The organism is Nocardia sp. NPDC102475, assembly GCF_055584605.1.
Genome location: NZ_JBVJLS010000043.1, coordinates 1 through 25,416, shown reverse-complemented (window position 1 = coordinate 25,416; position 25,416 = coordinate 1). Strand labels below are relative to the sequence as shown.

Below are 25,416 nucleotides of genomic sequence, written 5' to 3'. Positions count from 1 at the left end.
CAGCCGAAAAGGCCACCGCGGTAACCGAAGTGATCGAACCGGAACAGCCCGTCGGCGAATCGACTCCGGCCGGTGGCGAGCATCGCAAAGCGGAGCCGCGCGACTTCAGCGAGGCGCCGCCGCTGCTCGAGGTCGACGATATGGTCGTCAACTACGGCAGAATCCAAGCGCTGCACGGAGTTTCGCTCCGTGTCGCCGAGGGTGAGCTGGTGACCCTGCTCGGTGCCAACGGCGCGGGGAAGACCACCACCATGCGTGCGCTGTCCGGCCTGCTGCCGCTGACCCGCGGCAAGATCAGGTTCGAGGGTCGCGACATCACCCAAATGAAGGCACACGAGCGGGTGACGCACGGGTTGATCCAGGCGCCGGAGGGCCGGGGTGTCTTCCCCGGTATGACGGTCCAGGAAAACCTCGATATGGGTTGCTACGGAAGGGCTTTCAAGCAGAAGGCGGAGTACGGACAGACGCTGGAGTGGGTCTTCGAGCTGTTCCCGCGGCTGTCCGAGCGGCGCAAGCAGGTCGGCGGCACGCTCTCCGGCGGTGAGCAGCAGATGCTGGCCATCGGCCGCTCGCTCATGGCCCGTCCGCGCCTGCTGCTGCTCGATGAACCGTCGATGGGCTTGGCGCCCATGGTGATTCAGCAGATCTTCCGGATCATCAGCGAGATCAACCAGCAGGGCACAACGGTGCTGTTGGTCGAGCAGAATGCCCAGCAGGCGCTCACCCGCAGCGATCGCGCCTACATCCTGGAGACCGGTGAGGTCACCAAGAGCGGTATCGGTGGGGATCTGCTCACCGACCCCGCCGTGAAGTCGGCTTACCTCGGCGTGGGCTGAAAGTCGGACCCGTCCGTGGCTGCCTTCAGGCATGATGGCGGGATGTGCACGGCGAAGGCCGAGCTGGCGCTCGGTCTTCGCCGTGCACATCAGACGCTGGCCTGCGTTGGGCGCTGGTGCGCCCAATGACCACTACTGGAGGAATGGCGCTGTGGACGGGCATGACGAACTGACGAATCTGGCCGACCGCTACTGGGACAGTGTGCTGGCGGCCGCGCCGAGCACAGCCACCTTGCTCGGCGACCACCGCTTCGACGACCGCGTCGAGGATCGCTCGCCCGAGGCCGAACAGCGACTGCTCGCGACCTTGCGCGAGTTGCGCGATCAGGTCGTCGGTCTCGACGCCGAAGAACTCGACGGAACCGACCGGGTCACCTGGGGTCTGCTGCGCACCGAACTGGATACGGCCATCGACAATCTGGCGTGGCGACCGACCGAACTGGCATCGGACCAGATGGACGGTGTGCACGCGGGCATGCTCATGATGGCCACCCAGACCAAGGCGCCGCAGCCCGAACACGCGCACGCCCTGGTCCGGCGGTATCGCCAATTCGGCACGCTGTTCGACCAGGCGGTCCAGCAGTTCCGCAACGGCCTGGCCGCAGGCCGCACGCCGGCGCGCATCACCATCGAACGCTCGCTCAACCAGCTGGATGGCTACCTGGCCTCCGATATCGCCACCGATCCGTTCGCTACCTTCGCCGGACCGGCGGACTGGGACGGGGAAGGCGCCTGGCGCACCGAACTCACCGAGGTCGCCCGCGAGGTGATTCGCCCGGCGTTCCAACGGTATCGAGACGTGCTGGCCGACGAATTGCGGCCCGCCGCCCGTCCCGATGACAAATGCGGCCTGTGCTGGCTCGGTGCCGACGGCGAGGACATCTACCAGCGGCAGCTGCGCCGCCACACCACCTTGCCCGATCTCGGCGCGGACGAGATCCACGAGCTCGGTCTCTCCGAATTGGCGCTGCTGCGTGCGGAATACGCAGCGGTCGGCACCCGGTTGTTCGGCACTGCCGATACCGCCGAAATCTTCACCCGCCTGCGCCGGGATACCGAACTGCGTTATGTCAGTGGCGAGGAGATCATGGCCGATGCGCAGCGTGCGCTCGGCGCGGCGGTCGCGGAGATGGGCAACTGGTTCGGCCGCCTGCCCAAGGAATCCTGCGATATCGTCCCGGTGCCGGAATTCCTGGCCGCGGATGCGCCTGCGGCGTACTACTTTCCGCCCGCCGCGGACGGATCCAGGCCCGGCACCTACTTCGTGAACCAGTACGAACCCACCGGCCGCAGCCGCTACGAGACGGCGGCGGTCGCCTATCACGAGGCGATTCCGGGGCATCACCTGCAACTCACCATCGCCAATGAACTCGATCAGCTGCCGCGATTCCAGCGGCAGTCCTTCGCGAATACCGCCTTCGTCGAGGGCTGGGCGCTCTACACCGAACGACTTGCCGACGAAATGGGTTTGTACGACGACGATTTGGCGCGCGTCGGCATGCTGGCCGCCGATTCGTGGCGCTCGTGCCGGCTCGTCGTGGATACCGGAATCCACGCCAAGGGCTGGAGTCGTCAGCAGGCCATCGACTTCATGGTGGCCAACGCACCGGTCGGGCTGACCGAGATCGAGGTCGAGATCGACCGCTATATCGCGATCCCCGGTCAAGCCGTGGCCTATAAGGTCGGTCAGCTCGAGATTCGTCGGCAACGACGGCAGACCGCCGAGCGGCTCGGTGCCGCCTTCGACATCAAGGCCTTCCACGATGTGGTGCTCGGCTCCGGCTCGGTCAGCCTGCCGGTGCTGCGCGAACTTGTGGCCACACTGTGACCCGCTGAGCGGCTCCTCGAGTTGCGGACCGATGTGGGCGGAGTTCCAATGAATGTGCGGTGATCGAGCTCTCTAGGTAGGTCATGAACAGCACGTTCAGCTCTCGGCTCGGTCTGTTGCGCGGCAATCGCATCGTGCTGATCTGGGTGGTTCTCGGTGTGATCGGTGCGCTCACCGCGACGGGGCTGCTGGTGACCGGACGCTCCGCCGACGCGGGTGAAACGCGTACTGCGCGTACGATTTCCGATTCGACGACACCGGGATTCGCGGGCGCTCTGCCCGACTCGGCGAATCCGATCGGCGATGCCGCGCCCCCGGTCGCCTTCGCGCCGTTGGCGGGGTTATCGCCGGCCGGGATGCCGGTCGCGTCGAGCCGCGCGGTGCAGGCGCTGGCCGATCATCCGCTCTTCGCCCAGCACGTCGGACTCGGCAGGGTCGATTGCAAATTGCCCGCCTGGCACGACGATCCGGAGACGGCGCGGGCCTTCTACCGGTCCGCGATCGCCTGCCTGGACGCGTCATGGGAACCGACACTGCGCGGTGCCGGACTGCCGTTCCATCCGCCGCGGCTACTCGCCCCCACCGAATCCCGTGATGTGGCAAGCCAATGCGTGCAGCGACTGCGCAACGGCCCGACAACCTTCTACTGCGCCCTCGACGAAACCCTGGTTCTGCCGTACGACGCCATGCGGCCGCTGTCCAGCGGCTCGCGTCGCGGCGCCCAATTGGCCGTCCTCAGTACCGAATACGGCCACCACGTGCAGAACCTGATCGGCGTCATGCAGGCCTACAACGAAAAACGTGCGACCGTCGGCAAGGAAACCACCACCGGTCGCGAGCAGAGCCGCCGCATGGAACTGCAGGCCCGCTGCTTCTCCGGCATGTTCCTCGGCACCAACTTCGGCCGCGCCGATATCGATGAACAAACCTGGACCGAAGCCTCCCACACCGTCCAGAGCGGCCACGCAACCCGCGATCCACGCATGCAAGGCACCGAGGAAAACGTGTGGGGCTGGTGGAAATGGGGCTCCGACAAGGGCGACACCTGGGAGTGCAATACCTGGTACAGCTCTCCGGCCCACGTGGAATGAGTGCGTGCTCTATCAGCGGTGCGCTTGGGTCAGTACCTCGATGACGGCCGCGGTATCCAGATAGAACGGCCGGATTTCGGCGATCAGTCCGTCGCGGAATGTCATCAGCTGCATCACCGAGGTCTCCAGCATCCGGCCGGTGGCGCGGGCCAGCATGCGGCCGCGGTTGTAGATGACCACCGCGTCGCCGTCCACCACGAACCGCTGCTCGAGGAACTCCAGCGAGGCCCAGGTCCGGCTCATCGCCGCCATGAAGTTCTCGATGCCGTCGGGGCCGTGCCATTCGCCGCCGTAGGGGAGGTGCTCGGCCTGGTACATGACGACATCGGGGGCCAGGCAGGCGGCCATCGCATCGAAGTTCGCGCCCTCGGTGATGTAGGCGGCTTCGGCGGCGAAAAAGTTCTGCAGTGCTGCGCGGGTTGTGGTCACCGGGAAATCATGGTTGCCGCGGCGTATCGCTTCCGGCGGAAATCGGACGGCTCGCTGGACTCGCACAACAAGGGGGTGCCGCGGCTGTGGATTGTCGGTGGGGCTCCCTAGACTCTTGCACGTGACCCCAGCGACTACTGATCAGCGTTCCAGCGTCGTGCCTATGGCAGCCGGTGATGCGGGTGGTGAGCGGCCGACGTTGTTGCTGTTGGACGGGCATTCGATTGCCTATCGCGCGTTCTTCGCGCTGCCCGCGGAGAACTTCAAGACGGTCACCGGGCAGACCACGAATGCGGTGTACGGATTCACCGCGATGCTGATCAATCTGTTGCGGGACGAGAAGCCGACGCATATCGCGGCCGCTTTCGATGTCAGCCGCAAGACCTTCCGCACCGAGGCGTATCCGGAGTACAAGGCCGGGCGCAGTGCCACGCCCGATGAGTTCCGCGGCCAGGTCGAACTCACCAAGGATGTGCTCGGCGCCATGGGCATCCCGGTGATGGCGATCGACGGTTTCGAGGCCGACGATCTGATCGCCACCATCGCGACCCAGGCCGTGGGCGAAGGCTTCCGCGTTCTGATCGTCTCCGGTGACCGTGATGCCATCCAGCTGGTCAGCGATGAGGTCACACTGCTCTACCCGCGCAAGGGCGTCTCCGATCTCACCCGGTTCACCCCGGATGAGGTGATGGCCAAATATCAGCTCACCCCGGCCCAGTACCCGGATTACGCGGCCCTGCGCGGCGACCCGAGCGATAACCTGCCCGGCATTCCGGGCGTCGGGGAGAAGACCGCCGCCAAGTGGATTCGTGAATACGGCGATCTGACCACCCTCGTCGACAAGGTGGACGAGGTGAAGGGCAAGGTCGGCGACGCACTGCGCGCCAATCTCAGCAGTGTCGTGCTCAACCGCCAGCTCACCGAGATGGTCCGCGACGTTCCGCTGCCCTACACCCCCGATCAGCTGGCCCAGCAGCCGTGGGATCGCAACAAGATCCATCAGCTCTTCGACGACCTGGAGTTCCGGGTGCTGCGCGACCGGCTCTTCGAAACCCTTGCCCCGCCGGAGCCCGAGGCCGAATCCGGCTTCGAGATCAGCGGCGGCGCGCTCGAGGTCGGCGCGGTCACCGAGTGGCTCGCCGAACATGCGAAAGTCGGTGCCCGACACGGTATTTCGGTGGTCGGCACCAATACTCCAGGTAATGGCGACGCGCGCGCGCTCGCCATCGCCGCCGCGGACGGCGAGAGCGGCTACATCGATGTCGCCGTGCTGACCCCGGAAGACGAAGCCGCACTTGGCGCTTGGCTGGCCGATCCGGCCGTGCCGAAGGCCCTGCACGAGGCCAAGGCCGCCATGCACGCGCTGCGTGGTCGCGGCTGGACCCTGGCCGGTCTCACCAGCGATACCGCGCTGGCCGCCTACCTGGTCCGCCCCGGCCAGCGCAGCTTCAACCTCGACGATCTCTCGCTGCGCTATCTGCACCGCGAACTGCGCGCCGAAACCGACGAAACCCCGCAGCTGTCCCTGCTCGACGACGCCGACACCGTGGACGCCGAGCTGGCGCAGACCGAAATGCTGCGCGCCAGGGCGGTTCTCGACCTGGCCGAGGCACTCGACGGCGAACTGCGCCAGATCGAATCCAGCGCACTGCTCGACGATATGGAACTGCCACTGCTCAGCGTGCTCGCCGAACTGGAGAACGCCGGCATCGCGGTCGATATCGAGCAGCTCGAGAACCTGCAGCGCCAATTCGCCGATAAGGTCACCGATGCGGCCAACGCCGCCTATGCCGTGATCGGCAAGCAGATCAACCTCGGCTCACCCAAGCAGCTGCAGGTGGTGCTCTTCGACGAACTCGATATGCCGAAGACCAAGCGCACCAAGACCGGCTACACCACCGATGCCGACGCGCTGGAATCGCTGTTCGAGAAGACCGAGCATCCGTTCCTGCGGCATCTGCTCGAGCACCGCGACGCCACCCGGCTCAAGGTCACCGTGGACGGGCTGCTCAAATCCGTCGCCGACGACGGCCGCATCCACACCACGTTCAACCAGACCATCGCCGCCACCGGCCGACTGTCCTCGACCGAGCCGAATCTGCAGAACATTCCGATCCGCACCGACACCGGCCGCCAGATCCGCGACACCTTCGTGGTCGGCCCGGGCTACCAGTCGCTGATGACCGCGGATTACAGCCAGATCGAAATGCGTATCATGGCCCACCTTTCCGGTGATGAAGGCCTGATCGAGGCCTTCAACTCCGGCGAGGATCTGCATACTTTCGTCGCCTCCAAGGCCTTCGATATCCCGCTGTCGGAGGTGACACCCGAGATGCGCCGCCGGATCAAGGCGATGTCCTACGGTCTCGCGTACGGCCTGAGCTCCTATGGCCTTTCGACGCAGCTGAAGATCAGCACGCAGGAGGCCAAGGAGCAGATGGAGGTCTACTTCGACCGCTTCGGCGGCATTCGCGACTACCTGTACGAGGTCGTCGAACAGGCACGCAAGGTCGGCTATACCGAAACCCTCTTCGGTCGCCGCCGCTACCTGCCCGATCTGGATTCCAGTAACCGCCAGCGCCGCGAGTCTGCCGAACGTATGGCCCTCAACGCGCCCATCCAGGGCACTGCCGCCGACATCATCAAGGTCGCGATGATCAACGTGCACAAGGCGATCAAGGAGGCGGGCCTGCGCTCGCGCATGCTGCTGCAGATCCACGACGAACTGGTCTTCGAGGTCGCCGAGGGGGAGAAGGACGCCCTCGACGCACTCGCCCGCGAACAGATGTCCTCGGCGATCACGCTGTCGGTCCCGTTGGACGTATCCGTCGGCACCGGCCGCAGCTGGGACTCCGCCGCGCACTGAGCGTTTGGGCGGCACACCGGAAATCCGGTGTGCCGCACCGCAATTCAGTGCCCGGCGGCCAATATTGGACCGCCTGGTCAGCGCACCGCCGATGAGATGGCTGCGTTCGGCGACCGGCGCATAGCTCTCCGGGAATTCGCCGGTAATGCTGCGGAAGCTGCTCTGGTCGATGACCCGCACCGCCTCCAGCAACTTCATATCCGGATCGATCTGGTAGGGCGAGACGAGATAGCCCATCATGCGGCGGGACTCGATATGGAAGACCTGGGTGTTGTAACTGATCTTCGGCCGGTAGACCTGCGGTGCGGACTGGTACGGCCCGGTATTGAGAGCAGTCAGGTTCGCCGGGGTCATGCCGGGCTCGGCCTGTCCGGAAATCGCGGAGCCGCAACCGGTTACACCGATCGCCAGGTCACGGCGACAACCAGCGCACATCCAGCTCGAGCCAAGACCGATAACGACATCAATGTCCCCCGGGACAGCTTTCCGATGGTGCGGATACTACGTCGGACCGCCGGATCGTTCACGTTCGAATGATCACTGCTCGCGCCGCACCAGCTTCGCCGACCCGGTGCGCAGATCGATCTCATCGCGCGGCGGCGCTCCGTCGGACTTGTCTTCTTTATGCATCAGCGCCGTCTGCCGCTGCTCGAACTCGTAATGCTTCGAACCTTGAAAGGTCGCGGCGACCTGTTCGAATCCGGTCGCGGCGACCGGCGTGTGCTTGCGGTGCTTGAACCACGGCAGTATCCGACTGCCGGTGAGCCGATTCCACAGCACCTCGACGAATGCGAGTCCGATCAGCAGGATGGCCAACCCGGGAATGGTCATGGCGACAAGGGCACCCATGTGACCGAAAGTACCGCCGCGACGGCGGCTTGCCATCCGCGCCTCGGCGCTATGCCCCTGAGCTGCGCAGATGGTACTCGCGAGTAGGCGCGACGGGGCAACATATGTGGTTGCTATTGCGTCGGGATCGACATATTCTGGTCGGCGTGCCGAATCCCGCCGACCGCCACAGCGCCGCGCTCCATGTCGCAGACCGCGACAGCGCAGTGCTAATTCCGCTTACCGCGATGGTGGCAACCCGGCGACTTCTCGTAGTAACCCGCCGTAGCGGGGTCTGATTCGGACCGGCCCCCTCGCTGCGGGCTACTGACTACTTACTGCTGGTCCCCTCTGTCAATTGAGAAGACAATCCTCGGGAAGACCTCCGCACAATGACCATCCTGACTCTTGACCCCAACATGTTCATCGCCGCTGCCCCCAAGGCGCTGCGCGCCGAATGCGCCGATCTGACACCCGCGCAATTCCACCACCGCTATTGCGAGCACGCCGGCCCAATTCGGGTCGGCGACTGGTCGCCCGCGGGCAATCGGAGCGCGGAGTTCACGGCCACCCTGGAATTCGCCGACCATCTGCGCACGGTGATCGCCACCGGCAGCCCGGTCGCCGCGATGACCTCGGCCCTCTACGACGAGGGCTATCCGGTCGAAATCCTGCAATTCCACCAGCGCCGCACCGCTGCGGGCACCGCGACGTTCGTGCAGTGCGAATGCAACGGCAGACGCGGCTGGGGCGCGGCCCTGGCCGACGACGGCGCCGAATCGACCGTCCGCGCGATGATCGCGGGCGTCAACAAGCTGGGCGTCTGAACGTACGAAAACGCAACGGGCCGTTCACATTCCGCGGAATGTGAACGGCCCGTCGGCGCGGTTTACTGACCGGGCTGCTGCTCGGCGAGTTGCTTGCGAACCTCGTCCATATCCAGCGCCTTCACCTGGGTGACCAGATCCTCCAGCGCGGCGGGCGGCAGGGCGCCCGGCTGCGCGAAGACCAGCACGCCCTCGCGGAACGCCATGATGGTCGGAATCGAGCGGATGTTGGCGGCGGCGGCCAGACCCTGTTCGGCCTCGGTGTCGACCTTGCCGTGCACGACATCGGGATGCTTGTCCGAGGAGGCCTCGAAGGTGGGCGCGAAGCTCTTGCACGGACCGCACCAGTCGGCCCAGAAATCGACGAGTACCACGTCGTTTCCGGTGACGATCTCATCGAAATTCTGTTGGTTCAGCGTCTGGGTGGCCATGACGTCCTCTCGTGTCGTATGTCGCCAGCTATAACGTCCGGCGCGGTACATATCTTCCGACGGTGCCTCTATCTTCCCCGGGCGACCGGCCACTCGCGCCGCTGATCGCCGTCCCAACGCCGGATACCCACGACGGTCGCGGGAAAATCACGGTCCCTGGCGACGGCGTGGATCGCCTCGCCCAAATGCTGCGTCGGCACTCGTCTGGCCAGGGTGATATGCGGCGTCCACCCGTCGGGTTGCACATTCGACGGTATGTCGGGACACGGCGAAACGACGGCGAAAATACGACGCTGCAGTGCGAGCAGGTGTTCCGAGGGCACCACCGACCGGACCAGGATCGGATTGCGCGCACCGAAGACCAGTACGCCGCCGAGTCGTATCGGAATCGGCCGGAAGGTGAGCTGGTCCAGTGCGTGATCGATGCGCGGCCAGATCTGCCTGGCCACCGCGACGGTGATATGCGGCCGGTTGGTTTCGGCCTGCTTGCCGGCCAAACTCGGAATGCCTGCATCGGCGAGCAACTGCCACTGCCGCCGGATCTCCGCATCGGCCACATCGTCCAATAGCAATTCGACCGACTGCACCATAGTTCACGAGAGGTTAGCCGCCCGCGCGGCTCGATGGGCAGCGAACACGCGGCCCAGTTGTCGGCGCACGAACCGTCTCGCGGGAGGATGGCCAGGTGAACCGTGATATGTCGCCCATGCGACTCGGCCTCATCGAAGGTGACGGCATCGGCCCCGAGGTGGTGCGCGCCACCCGCGCGGTGGTCGACGAAGCACTCGCCGCGGTCGGCGCGGCCGCGGTCGACTGGGTTCGGTTACCGATGGGCCAGCACGCGATCGCGGAATTCGGCAATCCGCTGCCGGAGCAGACCCTCGCGGTCCTCGACGAACTCGATGCCTGGATCCTCGGCCCGCACGACAATGCCGCCTACCCTCCCGAACATCGAATCGCACCCGGCGGCGCCATCCGCAAACGCTTCGGCCTCTACGCGAATATCCGCCCCGCCCGTGCCTTCGCCGGAATCAAGTCGAGCGCTCCCGATATCGATCTGGTGATCGTCCGGGAGAACAGCGAGGGGTTCTACGCCGACCGCAATATGTTCGCCGGGTCGGGCGAGTTCCGGCCCACCCCCGACGTGGCGATGGCGGTCGGCCTGATCACCCGGCAGGCCTGCGAGCGGATCGCGCACGATGCCTTCCGGCTCGCGGCCGCGCGACGTAAGCGGGTCACCATCGTGCACAAGGCCAATGTGCTGCCCATGACCATGGGCCTGTTCCGCGACGTCTGCTATGACGTCGCTCACGCCTATCCGGGCGTCGAGGTCGACGACGAACACGTCGACGCGGTCGCCGCCCATCTGGTCCGCGCCGCCCACGACTACGACGTGGTGGTGACCGAGAATCTCTTCGGCGACATCCTTTCCGATCTCGCGGGTGAGCTGAGCGGCTCGCTCGGCATCGCCGCATCGCTAAACTGCTCGGCGACCAAGGCGATGGCACAGGCGGTGCACGGCGCCGCGCCGACACTGGCCGGACACAACCGCGCAAACCCGGCGGCGCTCCAACTCTCGGCGGCAATGTTGTTGCACTGGCTGGGAATTCGCGACAACAACCGCGCGCTGTCGAGCGCGGGTGAGCGTATCGAACGCGCCGTCGCGGGCGCCTTTGCCGCGGGCATTGCCACCGCCGACCTGGGCGGTCTCGCCTCGACCAGCGAATTCACCGAGCAGGTCTGCGCCAGGGTGCACCGCCGCTGACTCGGATCGGCGGGGCGACCGTGAACCCGGCTCGTTCGAACACTGGACCGTCCGGTAGGGTCCACCGCCGGTACCTGAGTGTTTGCTGTGCCCGGAGTGTTCCGCACAGAACGGATAATCTTCCGTTACTGTCCAGCACGAAACGCGACGATCGCTTAGATTGCCAAACGGGTGGTGACACCCGGGTTTCTCGAATCCGAAATGTGGAGGGCTGCTGTGTCTGTTCGATCGGTTCTTGGCAGGCGCGCCCTGCAAGCGATGTGCGTACTAGCCGGTGGTGCACTGGTGTTGACGGGCTGTAGTAACTCCGAAGACAACTCGCCCGCGGTAGCGAAGGTACAGGGTATCGACAAGCTCGACACGGCCGCCGCGCTGCTCCCGGACAAGATCAAGCAGTCGGGCAAGCTCGTCGTCGGAGTCAATATCCCGTATCAGCCCAACGAGTACAAGGATCCGAGCGGCAAGATCGTCGGCTTCGATGTAGACATGATGGACGCGGTCGCCGCGACCCTCGGCCTCAAGGCCGAATACCTCGAGTCCTCCTTCGAGAAGATCATTCCCGCGATCCAGGCGGGCACCTACGACGTCGGCATGTCCTCCATCACCGACTCGAAGGAACGTGAACAGAGCGTCGACTTCACCACCTACTTCAACGCGGGCAGCCAGTGGGCGCAGCAGACGGGTAAGCCGATCGACCCGGACAATGCCTGCGGTAAGCGGGTCGCGGTGCAGGCCACCACGGTTCAGGACACCGACGAGATTCCGGCGCGCAGCAAGAAATGCGAGGCGGAGGGCAAGCCCGCCATCGATAAGAAGCCGTTCGATGAGCAGAGCGCGGCGACCAACGCACTGGTGCTCGGCCAGGTCGACGCGATGTCGGCGGATTCGCCGGTGACCGCGTACGCGATCAAGAAGAGCGACGGCAAGATCGAGGCGGCGGGCAAGGTCTTCGATTCCGCACCCTACGGTTGGGCCATCCCCAAGGGTTCGGCGCTCGGCAAGGCGCTGCAGGCCGCCGTCCAACACCTGATCGATAACGGTAAGTACATGGAGATCACCAAGAACTGGGGTGTGCAGGAAGGCGCGATCACCAAGTCGGTCATCAACGGCGCCGCGGGCTGATCGATGTCGTCATCCGAAATCACGTCGGCGCCCGGCGACAACACCGGGCCCGGCGGGCCGATCGACGCGGCAGAACCGGAGCCGATCAAGGCCGTTCCACTACGCAGGCCGGGCCGCTGGATCGCCGCGGCGATCATTCTCGCCCTGCTCGGGTTGTTCATCTACGGCGCGGCCACCAATCCCGCGTACGGGTGGGGCACCTATCGAAAGTATTTGTTCGACAGCCGGATCGCCTCCGGCGCGGTGGTCACCCTCGAGCTGACCGTGTTCGCGATGGCGATCGCCATCGTGCTCGGCGCGTTGCTCGCGGTGATGCGTCTGTCGCCGAATCCGGTGTTGCGCGCCGTGGCGTGGGTGTATCTCTGGATCTTCCGTGGCACACCGGTTTTCGTGCAGTTGGTCTTCTGGGGTCTGTTCCCGTCGCTCTACAAGTCGATCCAGCTCGGTGTGCCGTTCGGGCCCGAGTTCGTGCGGATCGACGTGCAGGGGCTGCAGGCCGCGTTCGCCTTCGCGGTGATCGGCCTCGCACTGAACGAGGCCGCGTATATGGCCGAAATCGTTCGTGCCGGAATCAATTCCGTCGGCGAGGGGCAGCGCGAGGCCTCGACGGCGCTCGGCATGTCGTGGTCGCAGACCATGCGCAGGACCGTGCTGCCGCAGGCCATGCGGGTGATCATCCCGCCCACCGGCAATGAGCTGATCGGAATGCTCAAGACCACCGCGCTCGTCACCGCGATCCCGTTGAGCACCGACCTGTACGGCCGGGCCCGCGATATCTACGGCGTGAACTTCCAGCCGATTCCATTGCTATTGGTCACCGCCACTTGGTATCTCGCGGTCACCAGCGTGCTGATGATCGGGCAGTACTACCTGGAGCGCTACTACTCGCGGGGCGCCTCGCGGCAGCTGACCGCCAAGCAGTTGCAGGAACTGGCCGACGCTCAGACGATTGTGAAGGCGAAATGAGCGCAGACAAGGTAGGGCCGGCTGGCGTACAGCCGATGATCCGTGCGGATCGGGTGTGCAAGAACTTCGGTGCGCTGCAGGTGCTCAAGGGTATTTCGCTCGAGGTCGGGCGCGGCGATGTGCTGTGCCTGATCGGGCCGTCGGGTTCGGGTAAGTCGACCTTCCTGCGCTGTATCAACCACCTCGAGCAGGTGAACGCGGGTCGGCTCTATGTCGACGGCGACCTGATCGGCTATCGCGAAAAGGGCGGCAAACTCTACGAATTGCACCCGCGCGATGCGGCCAAGCAGCGCCGCGATATCGGCATGGTGTTCCAGCATTTCAACCTGTTCCCGCATCGGACGGCGCTGGAGAACATTGTCGAGGCGCCTATCCAGGTGAAGGGCATCCGCAAGGCGGACGCGGTGGCGCGTGCGCACGAGTTGCTGGACCGGGTCGGCATGGGGGACAAGGCGAATGCCTATCCGGCCCAGCTCTCCGGCGGACAGCAGCAGCGCGTCGCGATCGCCCGTGCGCTGGCCATGGATCCCAAGCTGATGCTCTTCGACGAGCCCACCTCGGCGCTGGATCCGGAATTGGTCGGCGAGGTGCTCGGGGTCATGCGCGAACTCGCCGCCGACGGTATGACCATGGTGGTCGTGACCCACGAAATGGGTTTCGCCCGTGAGGTTGCCGATCAACTGGTGTTCATGGACGGCGGTGTGGTCGTGGAGGCGGGTAATCCGCGCGAGGTGCTCGCCGACCCGAAACATGAACGCACCAAGGCGTTCCTGTCGCGATTGCTCTGAATTCAGCGGCCGCCCAAGCCGATACGGAGTTGTCCGAGCAGGACTTTCGCGGCCGGACTGCCCGGGCGATCGCGCCGCCACGCCAGCGCGAGTTGTCCGCGCAGCTCCGGTTCGGTGATCGGCAGCACCCGCACGCCGAATGCCGTGGCCTCCTCGGCGGTCAGCGCGGGCACCACCGCGATGCCGAGGCCACGGGCGGCGAGCCGCAGCAACAGCGGGGGAGCGGCGGCCTCGAATGCGATATCGGGTTCGAATCCCGCTGCGGCGCAGGCGCGATCGAAGACACCCCGGATGCCGGTGCCGCGCGGTAGACAGATCAGCGAGTGCTCACGCAACTGGTCGAGCGTGATCGATGCACGCTTCTTACCGCCCAGCGCGACCGCCGCGACCACCGGCGTATCGAGCACAACATCTATGCCGATATCGGCGCCGATGTCCGCACCGGTCAATCCGACCAGGGCGATATCCAGCTCGCCGCTGCGCACCGCCGCGAGCATCCGTTCGGAGGTGTCCTCGGTCAGGCTGATGCCGACCTGCGGGTGATCGTCGTGAAAATCCGCGAGCACCGAGGCGATATCGAATTCCTCGTCGCCCGCGCCGGAGATGCAGCCGAGGCGGACGTGTCCACGGAGCAGTCCGGTGAATTCGTCCACCGTCGCGGTAATCCGCTCGGTCGCCGCCAGCGCGGCCCTGGCATGCGCCAGCACCGCCGCGCCCACCTCGGTCAAGGTCACCGAGCGGCCGCCGCGATCCAGAAGTTGTTGTCCCAGTTCGTGTTCGAGCTGGCGGATCTGGGCGCTGAGTCCGGGTTGAGCCAGGTGCAATCGGGCGGCGGCGCGGGTGAAGTTGGCCTCCTCGACCACGGTCACGAAGTATCGAAGTTGGCGCAGTTCCATAACTGTTGATTATAGGTCCAAGCAGAACTATCTGTTGTACTTCTGGCTCGGCGCGCGGCATCGTCTAAGGCATGGGAAACACCGCAGAGATCATCGACACCTTCACCGGCCCGGTCTTCCGCCCCGGCGACACCGGATATGACGAAGAGATCGCCGGCTTCCAGGCCGCTTACCGCCACCGCCCCGCATTGGTCGTCGGCGCGGTGCACACAGAGGATGTACGCAGTGCGGTGGAATACGCCGCGCGCCAGGGGCTTCCGGTTGCGGTCCAGGCCACCGGGCACGGACTCTCGGTCGCGGCCGACGGCGGCGTGCTGATCAGCACCCGCCGGATGACCGATATCCGGATCGACCCGCAGGCGCGCATCGCCCGTGTCGGCGCCGGAGTGCGGGCGGGCGCGCTGGTCGAGGCCGCCGCACCGTACGGGCTGGCGCCGCTGAACGGGTCCTCGCCGTCGGTCGGGGTCGTCGGCTACAGCCTCGGCGGCGGATTAGGCCTACTGGCACGGCAATTCGGTTACGCCGCCGAACATGTGCGGGTCATCGAGATCGTCACGGCCGACGGTCGGGTCCGCACGCTGACCCCCGGCGACGAACTCTTCGGCGCGGTGCTCGGCAGCGGTGGCAACTTCGGCGTGGTGACCGCGTTGGAACTGGAACTCGTGCCGGTTGTGTCCGTCTACGGCGGTCAGTTGGTCTTCGATACCCCGCTGGTCCAGCAGGCCATGGAAGCCTGGAAGGACTGGACCGCGACGCTTCCCGACGAGGTGACCTCGACGGTGACAGTCATGGCCTTCCCGCCCATTCCGCAGATTCCGGAACCGCTGCGCGGGCGCTATGTCGCATCGATCCGGATCGCCTACAACGGATCCGCAGCGGACGGCGAGCGTCTGGTCGCGCCGTTGCGCGCGGTCGGGGATCGTTTGAAGGACGATCTGCGGCTCATGCCGTACACCGAGTCGCACACCATCCACAGTGATCCCGACCACCCGCATGCCTACGCCGCCACCAACGCCTTGCTCGGTGAGCTCACCGGAGAAACGTTGTCGGCCTTGCTCACTGCCACTGGACCCGAATCGACGATTCAGGCGGTCGTCGATATCCGGCACCTCGGCGGAGCGCTAGGCAGGCGTGGTCCTGCGGGGATTGCCGTGGACAACCGGGATGCCGAGTACATCGTTCGCGTCATCACCATGCCCGGACCCGATGCGGGTGACGCCGCGCCCGAGGAGCTTGCGGTGGTCCGCACGGCACTCGCGCCGTGGACCGTCGGCCACAGCCTGAACTTCCTCTACGGTGCGGGTGCCGCAGCCGACGAGGCGCAGACCCGAGGTGGCTACGCGCCGGACACCTACGCCCGGCTCGCCATGCTGAAGGCGAAGTACGACTCCCGCAACATGTTCCGCTTCAACCGCAACATCACACCTGCGAGTTGATCGCCGCGACCGCCCTATCGCCGGGGGCGGTCTGGTGCTATCTTCGTGATATCACTTTGATACTCGGAGGATGTCATGAAGCTTCGGTCGGCGTTCCACGTCAACGGCTTTCTCGTGCTGGTGTCGTGGTTTGTCCTCACGCTCCTGATCGGTGGCGGCGCCATTGCCGGATACGCCGTGGCCGCGCACAACGACAATGTGCTCGCCCTGGTCGGCGCGATCATCGCGACCGTGGTCGTGGTCGTGCTCCTGCTGCTGGCCACCGGGCTCACCGTGGTGAATCCCAACGAGGCCAAGGTCGTTCAGTTCTTCGGCCGCTACATAGGCTCGCTGAGCGAACCCGGCTTCTATTCGGTGGTGCCGCTCACCGACCGGCGCAGCATCTCGCTGAAGGTGCGTAACTTCGAAACCCAGAAGCTCAAGGTCAACGATGCCGACGGCAATCCGGTGGAGATCGCCGCCGTCGTGGTCTACCGGGTGGTCGACAGCTTCAAGGCCGCCTTCTCGGTCGACGACTACGAGGAGTACGTGGAGACCCAGTCCGAGGCAGCGGTGCGGCATCTGGCCACGACCCACCCGTACGACGCGCACGACCAGAACACCACCAGCCTGCGCGACGGCGCCGAGGTGGCCGAGGAATTGACCATCGAATTGCGCGACCGCACCGATCTGGCGGGTATCGAGGTCATCGAGGCCAGGATCACCCACCTCGCGTACGCGCCGGAGATCGCCCAGGCCATGCTCGTGCGGCAGCAGGCGGCCCAGGTGGTCGCCGCGCGCACCCGCATTGTCGAGGGCGCGGTCGGCATGGTCCGCCTCGCACTGGACCGGCTCGCCGAACAGGGCGTCGTCGAACTCGACGAGGAACGCAAGGCTGCCATGGTCTCCAACCTGCTGGTCGTCCTCTGCGGTGACCGCGCTACCCAACCCGTCGTCAATACCGGCTCGCTCTACTCCTGAGTCGCCTCATGGCCGAGCGCAAGAAGATCCTGCTACGCCTGGACCCGGCGATACACGAGGCGATTGCCCAATGGGCCGCCGACGACCTGCGCAGTATCAATGCCCAGATCGAGTACGCACTTCGCCTCGCGTTGAAACAGGCGGGGCGTGGCCCGAAGGCGAAACCGGCCGAGGAGTAGCCGGAATAAGCTCTGCCGTAACGATGCCGAATGCCCACGGGTATTCGGCATCGTCGGTATTCGGTCCGACGATGTGTCAGCGCGCGAGTTCGCCGAGGAGTTCGAGACTGTCGGCGTACAGCGCGCGTTGCGCGTCGCGGTCATAGGACGCCTTCGACGACGGTTTCGCGGTGCGGCCCACGAAATGCCGGCCGGACACCTCGTCGAGCGACGGATCCGTGACCAGCCACGCGAGATCCTCGCCCGATCGGCGCGGCGTATTCACGCCGGGCAATAACACCAGACCCCGAGCGACCGTGCGCCACAACAGTTGTGCCGCCGACCCGGCATCCCTGGCGAGGCCGGTGCCCGGCATCAGTCCAGGATCGAAGGCATTCACCGTGATGCCGCGCGCCTCGAATTGTCGCGCCAATTCGTAGGCGGTCTGCAGGTTCGCCAACTTCGACGTGCTGTAGCGGCGACGGCCGTCGCGCTGCGCGAATTCGGTCGACTCGGGTGGGTAGGCGAGTTCGCGGACATCGGTATCCAGCGGATCGGGCATGCCCGTGAACTGATCCGGATTGTGCGTTCCGGAGGTGACGAAGACGATGCGCGCGGGCGCGATCAGGTCGTCGAGCAGCGCTTGGACCAGTGCGACGTGTCCAAGATGGTTGACGCCGAAGGTGGCCTCGATGCCGTCCTCGGTGTAGCTGCGGCGGGTGAATTGCAGTCCCGCATTGCAGACCAGCGCGCGCAACGGGGGCAGTCCGCTGCTGCGGAATTCGTCGGCGAAATGGGCGACGGAGGCCAGTGCGCCGAGGTCGAGTGTTGCCGCCCGCGCCCCGATGGCGGCGGCTTCCGTCCGGGCCCGGTCGGCGTCGCGCCCGGTTACGACGACCGTCCATCGTGGATCGGCGGCGAGCGCCCGCGCGCATTCACGGCCGAGTCCGCTGGTGCCGCCGGTGATCACAACAGTTCTGTCACTTGTTGTCATATGGCAGAGTCTGCCATATGGCGCGCTGTGCGACAATATTCCGATGTCATTGCGGGATCGGAAGAAGGAGCGGACCAGGCGGGCGATCGCCGATGCCGCGCTGCGATTGTTTGTCGAGCGCGGGTACGACGCCGTGACCGTTGCTGATATCGCCGCCGAAGCCGAAGTCGGGACACGCACCCTGCACCGCTACTACGCGAGCAAGGACGAATTGCTATTCGCTGAGGACGACGAACATCGCGCGGAGCTGGCTCGGCTATTGGCCGACCGTCCGGCCGACGAATCGCCGGAGGCGACCATGGCAGCGGTCATCGGCCCGCTGGTCGAACGTTTCGCCGACCGCATCGCCGACGCGCGTGCCCGCGATGCGCTGATCGCGGGCAATCCGGCCCTGCAGGCCCGCGAGCTGGCCAAACGAAATGCGGTGGAATCCCTTGTCGCCGAACACCTTGCGCGCCGATTGGGCGTAGCGGCGGGCACCGATGTGCGGCCGCTGCTGTGGGCCAAAGTCGGCATGGCCTGTTTCTTCGCGGGCTACGAGATCTGGCTGCACACCGGCGGCGACCTCGGCTCGCACATCGGCGATGCGCGAACCGCATTGCTCGATGAATTTCGTTCGGCCGGTATCTGACCCGGCACCTCAGGCGATGCCGCGTCCGCAGTAGCGTGATCGGGTGCCAATTTCGTTCGACACCAGTGGATTACAGCAGCTCGACAGCAACGCGTGGCGGGACCCCGCCACGGGCGACATTGTTCAGTTGAGTTACTTCGATCTGGTACCAGATCTGCCCGCGCCACTGACGGACCTGGCTGCGCTGCGCCGCAGGCTCGCCGAGATCCATGCCGAAAGCGGTTGTCTCATCGAAGCTTTCGTCGTCGGTATCGATTCGCAACCGGCACTGCTGCGGCTGCAGAAGATGCGACTGCCGGATCAGCCGACGGGCCTGATCTTCGCCGCCTCGCTCACCGTACCGAAGGCGAATTGCAGTGCGGTGCTGCAGATCCTCTGCCCGGAGACCGGCACCACCGGAATCCGTGAGGCGGTCCTCGCACTGGAAATCGGCTTCGACAATATGTATCCGCCCCATCCGTACGCCCCCGGTCTGCAAGGCGCGCTGCCCTACAACATGGCCGATGACCTGCGCTGGGACGAGCGCTTCCCCGATCATCCGCTCTCGCGTGCCCGCCGCTGGGTGGCATACACCTGCCCCGCCGCCCGTCTCGATCCGAACTTCGCGGCCCTCCCGGCGTTCTGAGAAGTCAGGCGCAGGCCGGTTTGTGGGTGACGAAGATGGCGGTGCCGGGGAACAACTCACCCCGCAGCGGACTCCACTGTCCCCACTCCCGCTCGAGCCATTCCGGCCAGTCCGGTTCGACGATGTCATCGAGCAGCAGCCCCGCTGCGACGATCTCGCGCACCCGATCCCCGATGGTGCGGTGGTGTTCGACGTAGGTCGGCGCGCCCTCGCTGTCGACCTCTACATACGGCGTGCGGTCGAAGTAGGGGATCGAGGCGGTCAGACCGGCGGGTCCGGGGTCGTCCGGAAATATCCAGCGCATCGGATGGTTCACCGAGAACACCCAGCGACCGCCCGGCCGCAACACCCGCGCAACCTCGCGCATCACCAGTTCGGAGTCCGCGACGAACGGGACCGCGCCGAAGGACGAACACGCCAGATCGAAGGATTCATCGGCGAACGGCAATGCCTCGGCCCCCGCCTGCACCAATGGCACCCGCGGTCCGCCGCGCGTCATCGCCGCGATGCCGCGCGCGAGCATCCCCATGGACAGGTCGAGCCCGACCGGCTGCGCTCCCTGCCCGGCCAACCAGCGCGAACACGGTGCGGATCCGCATCCGATCTCCAGGATCCGCTTACCGGCGACCTCGCCGAGGAAATGCATATCGCCCTCGTGCAAGCCCTCCGGGCACCAGATGAATTCGCCCTCAGGGGAGTCGACGCCGAGAAAGTCGGCGTGGGTTTCGTGATACTGGTCGGCATCGGCGTCCCACCAGCGCCGACTGGCCTGCTGACTGGCGGCCGAGCCGATTCTGGTCCGCGCGGTCGCGGTGGTCCCTAGCAGTGCATTTGCCTGCGCATGGCGATCTTCCGACACGCCGTCAGACTATCCCGGCGTGGCGTCGGGACCGGTTTGCCCGGCTGGACCAAGGTCGCGTACGCTGAACGCGCGAGTGTCTTGGGTACTGCCCGTACCGGTGTCATTGCAGTAACAATCTGCGGGGGCAACTGTACAGAAAGTATCGCCAACACCCGTGCTGAGTTTCACAAGCGTTTGCGTGCGGTACGTTCATTATGTCCGTCACGTCGCGTCATCGCGGTGAGATCGCAGCGTACCGAAAGTTCCAATGTCCGCAACCGACCACAATCCGTCCGGAGCAAACCGACATATGCCCACCACCGTCACCTCGCCGCAGGTAGCCGTCAACGACATCGGCTCCGCCGAGGACTTCCTCGCCGCCATCGACGCCACGATCAAGTACTTCAACGACGGCGACATCGTCGAAGGAACCATCGTCAAGGTCGATCGCGACGAGGTCCTGCTCGACATCGGTTACAAGACCGAAGGCGTCATCCCCTCTCGCGAACTCTCCATCAAGCACGACGTCGACCCCAACGAGGTCGTTTCCGTGGGCGATGAGGTCGAGGCTCTTGTTCTCACCAAGGAGGACAAAGAAGGCCGCCTGATCCTGTCGAAGAAGCGGGCGCAGTACGAGCGGGCGTGGGGCACCATCGAGGAGCTCAAGGAGAAGGACGAAGCCGTCAAGGGCACCGTCATCGAGGTCGTCAAGGGTGGTCTGATCCTGGACATCGGCCTGCGCGGCTTCCTCCCGGCCTCCCTGGTCGAGATGCGCCGGGTCCGCGATCTCCAGCCGTACGTCGGCAAGGAGATCGAGGCCAAGATCATCGAGCTGGACAAGAACCGCAACAATGTGGTCCTTTCCCGCCGCGCCTGGCTCGAGCAGACCCAGTCCGAGGTCCGCAGCGAGTTCCTGCACCAGCTGCAGAAGGGCCAGGTCCGCAAGGGTGTGGTCTCCTCGATCGTCAACTTCGGCGCGTTCGTCGATCTCGGCGGCGTCGACGGTCTGGTGCACGTCTCCGAGCTGTCCTGGAAGCACATCGACCACCCGTCCGAGGTTGTCGAGGTCGGCAACGAGGTCACCGTCGAGGTCCTCGACGTCGACCTGGACCGCGAGCGTGTTTCGCTGTCGCTCAAGGCGACCCAGGAAGACCCGTGGCGTCAGTTCGCCCGCACCCACGCGATCGGCCAGATCGTGCCGGGCAAGGTCACCAAGCTGGTTCCGTTCGGTGCGTTCGTGCGCGTCGAAGAGGGCATCGAAGGCCTGGTGCACATCTCCGAGCTGGCCGAGCGCCACGTGGAGGTCCCGGATCAGGTTGTCTCGGTCAGCGACGACGCGATGGTCAAGGTCATCGACATCGACCTGGAGCGTCGCCGGATCTCGCTGTCGCTGAAGCAGGCGAACGAGGACTACCACGCCGAGTTCGACCCGTCGAAGTACGGCATGGCCGACAGCTACGACGACCAGGGCAACTACATCTTCCCCGAGGGCTTCGACCCCGACACTAACGAGTGGCTCGAGGGCTTCGACAAGCAGCGCGAAGAGTGGGAAGGCCGCTACGCAGAGGCGGAGCGTCGCCACAAGATGCACACCGCGCAGATGGAGAAGATGGCGGCCGACGCCGCGGCCGAGGCCGCGAACGGCGGCGGCGCGTCGGGCAACTACTCCTCCGAGAGTGGTGCGCAGGCGTCCTCCGGCCAGGCCGAGCCCGCCGGCGGTTCGCTCGCCAGCGACGCCCAGCTCGCGGCCCTGCGTGAGAAGCTCTCCGGCAACGCCTGATTCCCGGTAGCACCTGATTCAACAGCGCAGTAGCGAAGGCCCCGGTCCGATCGGACCGGGGCCTTCGTGTTGCGGCAACCGGTAGTGTGCCCGGACATGGGGAGCAATCCGGCCAAGAACGATTATCTCGACCAAGTGGTGGCGCAGCAGGCGGCGCTCGAGGGTGACCTGCGTAGCCGCAAACCCGTCGCCCCGGCGCCGATGGCTTCGGCCGCAGCGCCGGCGGCACCGGGCGGTCCGGTGCGGCGCAGTGCGACCGCTAAGCGGGCCGAACTGGTCGGGCCCACACCACAGGGCAGTGGTCCGGGGCCGGTGGAGGTCCGGGTCACCGGATTCTGGCGCTGGCAAACGGTTTTGGTGCCACCCAATGCCTTCGTCGTGCACACCCGCCGCGGTCGCGGCGCACCGCTGCACATCGGCCTCGGGATGTCGTTCCGATTCAACCCCACGACGGATTCGTATCTCGTTGTGCCGGGCGCGATGCAGACGATTCTCATCAACGCCTACTGCATCTGCAGTGAACTGCAGGGTGTGCTGGTGCAGGGCTATGTGCAGTGGATCATCGAGGATTTCGCCACCGCGTACCGCAAGCTGGACTTCTCCGATGCCGAAGATCCCATGCGGCTGGTCAACATTCAGCTGCGCGAGCAGGCCGAGGCGGCCATCAAGGACAAGGTCTCCACGATGGGTGTGCGCGACGTGCTCAGCGATAAACAGCCGATCATCGAAGAGTTGACCGCGCGGCTGCGGGCGGTCGCCGAGGGCAGCGCCGATCGAAATGCCGAGGCGGACAGCGATCGTGGGCTCGGCCTGCGCATTGTCACGGTGCAGATCAAGGAGGCGGTGGTCAGCTCCTCGACGCTGTGGGAGAACCTGCAGAAGCCCTACCGTAGCGAACAGAACCAGATCGCCCGCCTCGCGGAACTCGCCGCGCAGGAAGTGCTTTCGGCCCGTGAGACGGACGCGAATAGGGTCGCCGAGGAACGCAGGATCGAGAACGAGCGGGAATTGGCCGAACTGCGGGCGCGCAACGAGGCCGCGCGGTTCGATCGGGAGACCGCGGAACGGTTGCGGCGCACCACTCGTGAGCACGACGATCAGCGCGCGGTAGCCGATCTGGCCAAGGAGACCGCACTGCACGCGCTGCGGTTGGAGCGCGAGCAACATGGCGAACAGGCCGAAAACCTGCGCAGGAAGGTGGAATTGCGGGAGCTGGAACTCGACGGTGAGATCGCCGTCGCGGCCCGGCGCTCGCGGGCGACGCATGATGACGCCCTGCTCGATCTGGAACGTGATCGGATTCGGATCGACAATACGAATCACCGCTCGGCCGCGGCCACGCAGGCGCAACTGGTCGATTCGCTTCCGCAGATCGTCGCGCAGTTGCCGACGCCCGGTGAGTTGACGACGTATCAACTCGGCGGGGATCTGTCCGGGCTGTCCGCGCTCATCGGGCAGCTGACGCGGGTGCTCGAAACGTGGTCGGCGGCACGGACGTTGAGCGAGAGCAGGGCCGGGCTCGAGGAGTCGGGGGATCAGGTGAACCGCCGATAGCGATAAGTCGGACAATTGACCAACTTCGCCGGAATGTGTGCCCGACCGAGCGATAGGGTGCAGCGTGTCGGCAGCCTGCTGGCAAGATCAACCCCGACCGATCAGCCCGGATGAGAAGGAACACCACGCATGTGCGCAGCGAGTCCGTTCAGCGGTCTCAACCGTAGGCAGTTCCTGGCGAAGGCCGCCGCGGCGGGAGCGGTTGGCGCATTGGCGTCCTGGGCCAACCCGATCATCGAACGCGCATTCGCCGCCGATCCGGCAGGCACCGGAGGCCTCGGCGATATCGAGCATTTCGTGCTGCTCATGCAGGAAAACCGTTCATTCGACCACTATTTCGGCACCATGTCCGGTGTGCGCGGCTTCGGCGAGGCGTCAAAGGCGTGGCAGCAGTACGGATGGACGCCCGGTGTCGGTCCGACCCCGGACGGCTTCGTGAATCCGTTCCGCCTCGACACCACCCGCGGCGCGACCCTCGACGGTGAATGCATCAACGATCCGGATCACAGCTGGGGCGGTATGCACCGGGCCTGGAACGGCGGCGCCAACGATCAGTGGATGCCGATGTCCATTGCCAGCGTCGGCCCCGCCAACGCACCCGCGGCCATGGGCTACTACCTGCGCGAGGACATTCCGATCCACCACGAACTCGCCGATGCGTTCACCATCTGCGACAACTACCACTGCTCGGTCCTGGGCCCGACGGACCCGAACCGGCTGTACTGGATCAGCGCCACCATCGACCCGGATGGCGTGGCGGGTGGGCCGCTGCTGGAGACGCCCACGCTGATTCCACAGCATGTCTACAGCTGGCGGACCTTCCCGGAGAACCTCTCCGAGGCGGGCGTCAGCTGGAAGGTCTACAACAATCGCGATGTCGGCCCGCTGTCCTCGGTGATTCTGGACGGCATGCTCGGCTGTTTCACCCAATCCTCGGATCCGAATTCCGAATTGGCTCGGCGCGGTCTTGCGCCGGTGTATCCCAACGACTTTCAGGCCGATGTCGCCAACGACACGCTGCCCGCCGTGTCCTGGGTGATTCCGTCGTTGCTCAACTGCGAACATCCCGCGTTGCCCGCGGCGTTCGGCGCATACGGCATCGTGCAACTGCTCGATATCCTCACCTCCAATCCGAAGGTGTGGGAGAAGACCGCGCTGATCATCAGCTACGACGAGAACGGCGGCTTCTTCGACCACGTCACCCCGCCGACCGCACCCGCGGGCACATCGGGCGAATTCGTCACCGTGCCGCTGGATCGGGTGAAGGCATCCAACGGTATCGCGGGTCCGATCGGTTTGGGCTATCGCGTTCCCGGCCTGGTGCTTTCGCCGTACAGCCGCGGCGGGCTGGTCGCCTCGGAGACCTTCGATCACACGTCTCAGCTGCGGCTGCTGGAAACTCGCTTCGGCGTCGAGGTGCCGAACCTGACGCGGTGGCGGCGCAGTGTCACCGGCGATATGACCTCGGCCTTCGATTTCGGCTCGACCCCGGATGCGGCGAAGCCGGTGCTGAGTGATCCGAAGCCGAAAATGGATGCCGCGATCGCCCAGTGCGGCCCGAATATCGCACTGGGCGCCGAAAACTCGGGTGTTCCGTATCCGGTGCCGCCCAACCAGATGCCGACCCAGCAGCCCGGCTCGCGACGCCGTCCGAGTGGCATCGTGCGGGGCTAGGCCGTGTTTAAGAAGTAGCCGGTGCCAAGCCAGATGTTGATGGCTGCGATGTGGACAGTGGCCAGGTAGCGGACGGCGAGTTTGTCGTAT

24 protein-coding genes and 1 pseudogene are annotated in these 25,416 nt (G+C 65.6%); 17 read left to right on the top strand and 8 right to left on the bottom strand.

What is annotated here, in order from left to right:
* The first annotated feature begins 140 nt into the window (after positions 1 to 140).
* The 3 genes from ACZ60G_RS42385 to ACZ60G_RS42375 all read left to right on the top strand — a co-directional run bounded on the left by ACZ60G_RS42385 (position 141) and on the right by ACZ60G_RS42375 (position 3,755).
* The gene (locus tag ACZ60G_RS42385; RefSeq protein ID WP_245567112.1) at positions 141 to 836 is read left to right on the top strand and encodes an ABC transporter ATP-binding protein; all 696 of its coding nucleotides are present in this window, start codon (positions 141 to 143) and stop codon (positions 834 to 836) included.
* Positions 837 to 987: 151 nt separating this feature from the next.
* Positions 988 to 2,664, top strand: a complete 1,677-nt coding sequence (locus tag ACZ60G_RS42380) for a DUF885 domain-containing protein (protein ID WP_465817828.1) — start codon at positions 988 to 990, stop codon at positions 2,662 to 2,664.
* 83 nt (positions 2,665 to 2,747) lie between these two features.
* Entirely contained in the window at positions 2,748 to 3,755 is a 1,008-nt protein-coding gene (locus ACZ60G_RS42375; RefSeq protein WP_465817826.1) for a neutral zinc metallopeptidase, read from the top strand.
* A gap of 12 nt (positions 3,756 to 3,767) precedes the next feature.
* On the opposite strand, the gene ACZ60G_RS42370 is transcribed toward ACZ60G_RS42375, so the two are convergent.
* The gene (locus ACZ60G_RS42370) at positions 3,768 to 4,184 is read right to left on the bottom strand and encodes a nuclear transport factor 2 family protein (RefSeq protein WP_465817824.1); all 417 of its coding nucleotides are present in this window, start codon (positions 4,182 to 4,184) and stop codon (positions 3,768 to 3,770) included.
* Between the two features lie 163 nt (positions 4,185 to 4,347).
* Between ACZ60G_RS42370 and polA the strand changes: the two genes are divergently transcribed.
* A complete protein-coding gene (polA, locus tag ACZ60G_RS42365) occupies positions 4,348 to 7,050 on the top strand; it encodes a DNA polymerase I (protein WP_465817878.1) in 2,703 nt (900 codons plus the stop codon).
* A 120-nt stretch (positions 7,051 to 7,170) separates the two neighbouring features.
* Here polA and ACZ60G_RS42360 read toward each other — a convergent pair.
* Both ACZ60G_RS42360 and ACZ60G_RS42355 read right to left on the bottom strand, forming a co-directional pair.
* Positions 7,171 to 7,287: pseudogene (locus ACZ60G_RS42360) on the bottom strand (hypothetical protein); the annotation flags it as partial.
* A 300-nt stretch (positions 7,288 to 7,587) separates the two neighbouring features.
* Complete coding sequence (locus tag ACZ60G_RS42355) at positions 7,588 to 7,899, bottom strand: DUF6191 domain-containing protein (protein ID WP_397055058.1); 312 nt, start codon at positions 7,897 to 7,899, stop codon at positions 7,588 to 7,590.
* Positions 7,900 to 8,270: 371 nt separating this feature from the next.
* Between ACZ60G_RS42355 and ACZ60G_RS42350 the strand changes: the two genes are divergently transcribed.
* Positions 8,271 to 8,705 (top strand): 2-keto-3-deoxygluconate kinase, encoded by a 435-nt coding sequence (locus ACZ60G_RS42350; protein WP_465817822.1) that lies wholly within the window; start codon positions 8,271 to 8,273, stop codon positions 8,703 to 8,705.
* Positions 8,706 to 8,767: 62 nt separating this feature from the next.
* On the opposite strand, the gene trxA is transcribed toward ACZ60G_RS42350, so the two are convergent.
* Positions 8,768 to 9,136, bottom strand: coding sequence for a thioredoxin (gene trxA / locus ACZ60G_RS42345; protein WP_433521811.1), 369 nt, complete (start codon positions 9,134 to 9,136; stop codon positions 8,768 to 8,770).
* Between the two features lie 68 nt (positions 9,137 to 9,204).
* Positions 9,205 to 9,726: a 2'-5' RNA ligase family protein gene (locus tag ACZ60G_RS42340; RefSeq protein ID WP_465817820.1), complete on the bottom strand. Its 522-nt coding sequence runs from the start codon at positions 9,724 to 9,726 to the stop codon at positions 9,205 to 9,207.
* 107 nt (positions 9,727 to 9,833) lie between these two features.
* On the opposite strand from ACZ60G_RS42340, the gene ACZ60G_RS42335 reads away from it, so the two are divergent.
* The 4 genes from ACZ60G_RS42335 to ACZ60G_RS42320 all read left to right on the top strand — a co-directional run bounded on the left by ACZ60G_RS42335 (position 9,834) and on the right by ACZ60G_RS42320 (position 13,777).
* The gene (locus tag ACZ60G_RS42335) at positions 9,834 to 10,901 is read left to right on the top strand and encodes an isocitrate/isopropylmalate dehydrogenase family protein (protein WP_465817876.1); all 1,068 of its coding nucleotides are present in this window, start codon (positions 9,834 to 9,836) and stop codon (positions 10,899 to 10,901) included.
* Between the two features lie 201 nt (positions 10,902 to 11,102).
* Positions 11,103 to 12,023, top strand: coding sequence for an ABC transporter substrate-binding protein (locus tag ACZ60G_RS42330; protein ID WP_465817819.1), 921 nt, complete (start codon positions 11,103 to 11,105; stop codon positions 12,021 to 12,023).
* Positions 12,024 to 12,026: 3 nt separating this feature from the next.
* Positions 12,027 to 12,989, top strand: coding sequence for an amino acid ABC transporter permease (locus ACZ60G_RS42325; protein WP_465817817.1), 963 nt, complete (start codon positions 12,027 to 12,029; stop codon positions 12,987 to 12,989).
* Positions 12,990 to 13,024: 35 nt separating this feature from the next.
* On the top strand, positions 13,025 to 13,777 hold the full coding sequence (locus ACZ60G_RS42320; RefSeq protein ID WP_465817874.1) for an amino acid ABC transporter ATP-binding protein: 753 nt from the start codon (positions 13,025 to 13,027) through the stop codon (positions 13,775 to 13,777).
* 2 nt (positions 13,778 to 13,779) lie between these two features.
* Here ACZ60G_RS42320 and ACZ60G_RS42315 read toward each other — a convergent pair whose 3' ends face one another.
* Positions 13,780 to 14,673 carry a LysR family transcriptional regulator gene (locus ACZ60G_RS42315; RefSeq protein WP_465817815.1) on the bottom strand — a complete coding sequence of 298 codons (894 nt, stop codon included), beginning with the start codon at positions 14,671 to 14,673 and terminating at the stop codon, positions 13,780 to 13,782.
* 71 nt (positions 14,674 to 14,744) lie between these two features.
* On the opposite strand from ACZ60G_RS42315, the gene ACZ60G_RS42310 reads away from it, so the two are divergent.
* The 3 genes from ACZ60G_RS42310 (at position 14,745) to ACZ60G_RS42300 (ending at position 17,248) form a co-directional block, all read left to right on the top strand.
* Positions 14,745 to 16,109: an FAD-binding oxidoreductase gene (locus ACZ60G_RS42310; protein ID WP_465817814.1), complete on the top strand. Its 1,365-nt coding sequence runs from the start codon at positions 14,745 to 14,747 to the stop codon at positions 16,107 to 16,109.
* A 75-nt stretch (positions 16,110 to 16,184) separates the two neighbouring features.
* Complete coding sequence (locus ACZ60G_RS42305; protein ID WP_387295553.1) at positions 16,185 to 17,069, top strand: SPFH domain-containing protein; 885 nt, start codon at positions 16,185 to 16,187, stop codon at positions 17,067 to 17,069.
* An 8-nt stretch (positions 17,070 to 17,077) separates the two neighbouring features.
* Positions 17,078 to 17,248: a type II toxin-antitoxin system antitoxin gene (locus ACZ60G_RS42300; protein WP_157187107.1), complete on the top strand. Its 171-nt coding sequence runs from the start codon at positions 17,078 to 17,080 to the stop codon at positions 17,246 to 17,248.
* A gap of 76 nt (positions 17,249 to 17,324) precedes the next feature.
* Here the strand turns inward: ACZ60G_RS42300 and ACZ60G_RS42295 are convergent, their stop codons facing one another.
* On the bottom strand, positions 17,325 to 18,221 hold the full coding sequence (locus tag ACZ60G_RS42295; RefSeq protein WP_465817811.1) for an SDR family NAD(P)-dependent oxidoreductase: 897 nt from the start codon (positions 18,219 to 18,221) through the stop codon (positions 17,325 to 17,327).
* 43 nt (positions 18,222 to 18,264) lie between these two features.
* Between ACZ60G_RS42295 and ACZ60G_RS42290 the strand changes: the two genes are divergently transcribed.
* Both ACZ60G_RS42290 and ACZ60G_RS42285 read left to right on the top strand, forming a co-directional pair.
* The gene (locus ACZ60G_RS42290; RefSeq protein WP_465817810.1) at positions 18,265 to 18,852 is read left to right on the top strand and encodes a TetR/AcrR family transcriptional regulator; all 588 of its coding nucleotides are present in this window, start codon (positions 18,265 to 18,267) and stop codon (positions 18,850 to 18,852) included.
* A gap of 43 nt (positions 18,853 to 18,895) precedes the next feature.
* Complete coding sequence (locus ACZ60G_RS42285) at positions 18,896 to 19,477, top strand: hypothetical protein (RefSeq protein WP_465817808.1); 582 nt, start codon at positions 18,896 to 18,898, stop codon at positions 19,475 to 19,477.
* 4 nt (positions 19,478 to 19,481) lie between these two features.
* Here ACZ60G_RS42285 and ACZ60G_RS42280 read toward each other — a convergent pair whose 3' ends face one another.
* Entirely contained in the window at positions 19,482 to 20,336 is an 855-nt protein-coding gene (locus ACZ60G_RS42280) for a class I SAM-dependent methyltransferase (RefSeq protein ID WP_465817806.1), read from the bottom strand.
* Positions 20,337 to 20,628: 292 nt separating this feature from the next.
* On the opposite strand from ACZ60G_RS42280, the gene rpsA reads away from it, so the two are divergent.
* The 3 genes from rpsA (at position 20,629) to ACZ60G_RS42265 (ending at position 25,326) form a co-directional block, all read left to right on the top strand.
* The gene (gene rpsA / locus ACZ60G_RS42275) at positions 20,629 to 22,098 is read left to right on the top strand and encodes a 30S ribosomal protein S1 (protein WP_465817804.1); all 1,470 of its coding nucleotides are present in this window, start codon (positions 20,629 to 20,631) and stop codon (positions 22,096 to 22,098) included.
* A gap of 96 nt (positions 22,099 to 22,194) precedes the next feature.
* The gene (locus ACZ60G_RS42270) at positions 22,195 to 23,652 is read left to right on the top strand and encodes an SPFH domain-containing protein (RefSeq protein WP_465817802.1); all 1,458 of its coding nucleotides are present in this window, start codon (positions 22,195 to 22,197) and stop codon (positions 23,650 to 23,652) included.
* Between the two features lie 129 nt (positions 23,653 to 23,781).
* Complete coding sequence (locus ACZ60G_RS42265) at positions 23,782 to 25,326, top strand: phospholipase C (protein WP_465817800.1); 1,545 nt, start codon at positions 23,782 to 23,784, stop codon at positions 25,324 to 25,326.
* Positions 25,327 to 25,416: the final 90 nt, after the last annotated feature.

Excerpts from the sequence above, each read along its gene's own strand:
- ACZ60G_RS42385 (WP_245567112.1), top strand. The coding sequence starts at position 141 with ATGGTCGTCAACTACGGCAGAATCCAAGCGCTGCACGGAGTTTCGCTC.
- ACZ60G_RS42340 (WP_465817820.1), bottom strand. The coding sequence starts at position 9,726 with ATGGTGCAGTCGGTCGAATTGCTATTGGACGATGTGGCCGATGCGGAG.
- ACZ60G_RS42270 (WP_465817802.1), top strand. The coding sequence starts at position 22,195 with ATGGGGAGCAATCCGGCCAAGAACGATTATCTCGACCAAGTGGTGGCG.
- ACZ60G_RS42375 (WP_465817826.1), top strand. The coding sequence starts at position 2,748 with ATGAACAGCACGTTCAGCTCTCGGCTCGGTCTGTTGCGCGGCAATCGC.
- ACZ60G_RS42310 (WP_465817814.1), top strand. The coding sequence starts at position 14,745 with ATGGGAAACACCGCAGAGATCATCGACACCTTCACCGGCCCGGTCTTC.
- ACZ60G_RS42355 (WP_397055058.1), bottom strand. The coding sequence starts at position 7,899 with ATGGGTGCCCTTGTCGCCATGACCATTCCCGGGTTGGCCATCCTGCTG.
- ACZ60G_RS42320 (WP_465817874.1), top strand. The coding sequence starts at position 13,025 with ATGATCCGTGCGGATCGGGTGTGCAAGAACTTCGGTGCGCTGCAGGTG.
- polA (WP_465817878.1), top strand. The coding sequence starts at position 4,348 with ATGGCAGCCGGTGATGCGGGTGGTGAGCGGCCGACGTTGTTGCTGTTG.
- trxA (WP_433521811.1), bottom strand. The coding sequence starts at position 9,136 with ATGGCCACCCAGACGCTGAACCAACAGAATTTCGATGAGATCGTCACC.
- ACZ60G_RS42295 (WP_465817811.1), bottom strand. The coding sequence starts at position 18,221 with ATGACAACAAGTGACAGAACTGTTGTGATCACCGGCGGCACCAGCGGA.
- ACZ60G_RS42315 (WP_465817815.1), bottom strand. The coding sequence starts at position 14,673 with ATGGAACTGCGCCAACTTCGATACTTCGTGACCGTGGTCGAGGAGGCC.
- ACZ60G_RS42335 (WP_465817876.1), top strand. The coding sequence starts at position 9,834 with ATGTCGCCCATGCGACTCGGCCTCATCGAAGGTGACGGCATCGGCCCC.
- ACZ60G_RS42330 (WP_465817819.1), top strand. The coding sequence starts at position 11,103 with ATGTGGAGGGCTGCTGTGTCTGTTCGATCGGTTCTTGGCAGGCGCGCC.
- ACZ60G_RS42265 (WP_465817800.1), top strand. The coding sequence starts at position 23,782 with ATGTGCGCAGCGAGTCCGTTCAGCGGTCTCAACCGTAGGCAGTTCCTG.
- ACZ60G_RS42325 (WP_465817817.1), top strand. The coding sequence starts at position 12,027 with ATGTCGTCATCCGAAATCACGTCGGCGCCCGGCGACAACACCGGGCCC.
- ACZ60G_RS42300 (WP_157187107.1), top strand. The coding sequence starts at position 17,078 with ATGGCCGAGCGCAAGAAGATCCTGCTACGCCTGGACCCGGCGATACAC.
- rpsA (WP_465817804.1), top strand. The coding sequence starts at position 20,629 with ATGCCCACCACCGTCACCTCGCCGCAGGTAGCCGTCAACGACATCGGC.
- ACZ60G_RS42350 (WP_465817822.1), top strand. The coding sequence starts at position 8,271 with ATGACCATCCTGACTCTTGACCCCAACATGTTCATCGCCGCTGCCCCC.
- ACZ60G_RS42290 (WP_465817810.1), top strand. The coding sequence starts at position 18,265 with ATGTCATTGCGGGATCGGAAGAAGGAGCGGACCAGGCGGGCGATCGCC.
- ACZ60G_RS42305 (WP_387295553.1), top strand. The coding sequence starts at position 16,185 with ATGAAGCTTCGGTCGGCGTTCCACGTCAACGGCTTTCTCGTGCTGGTG.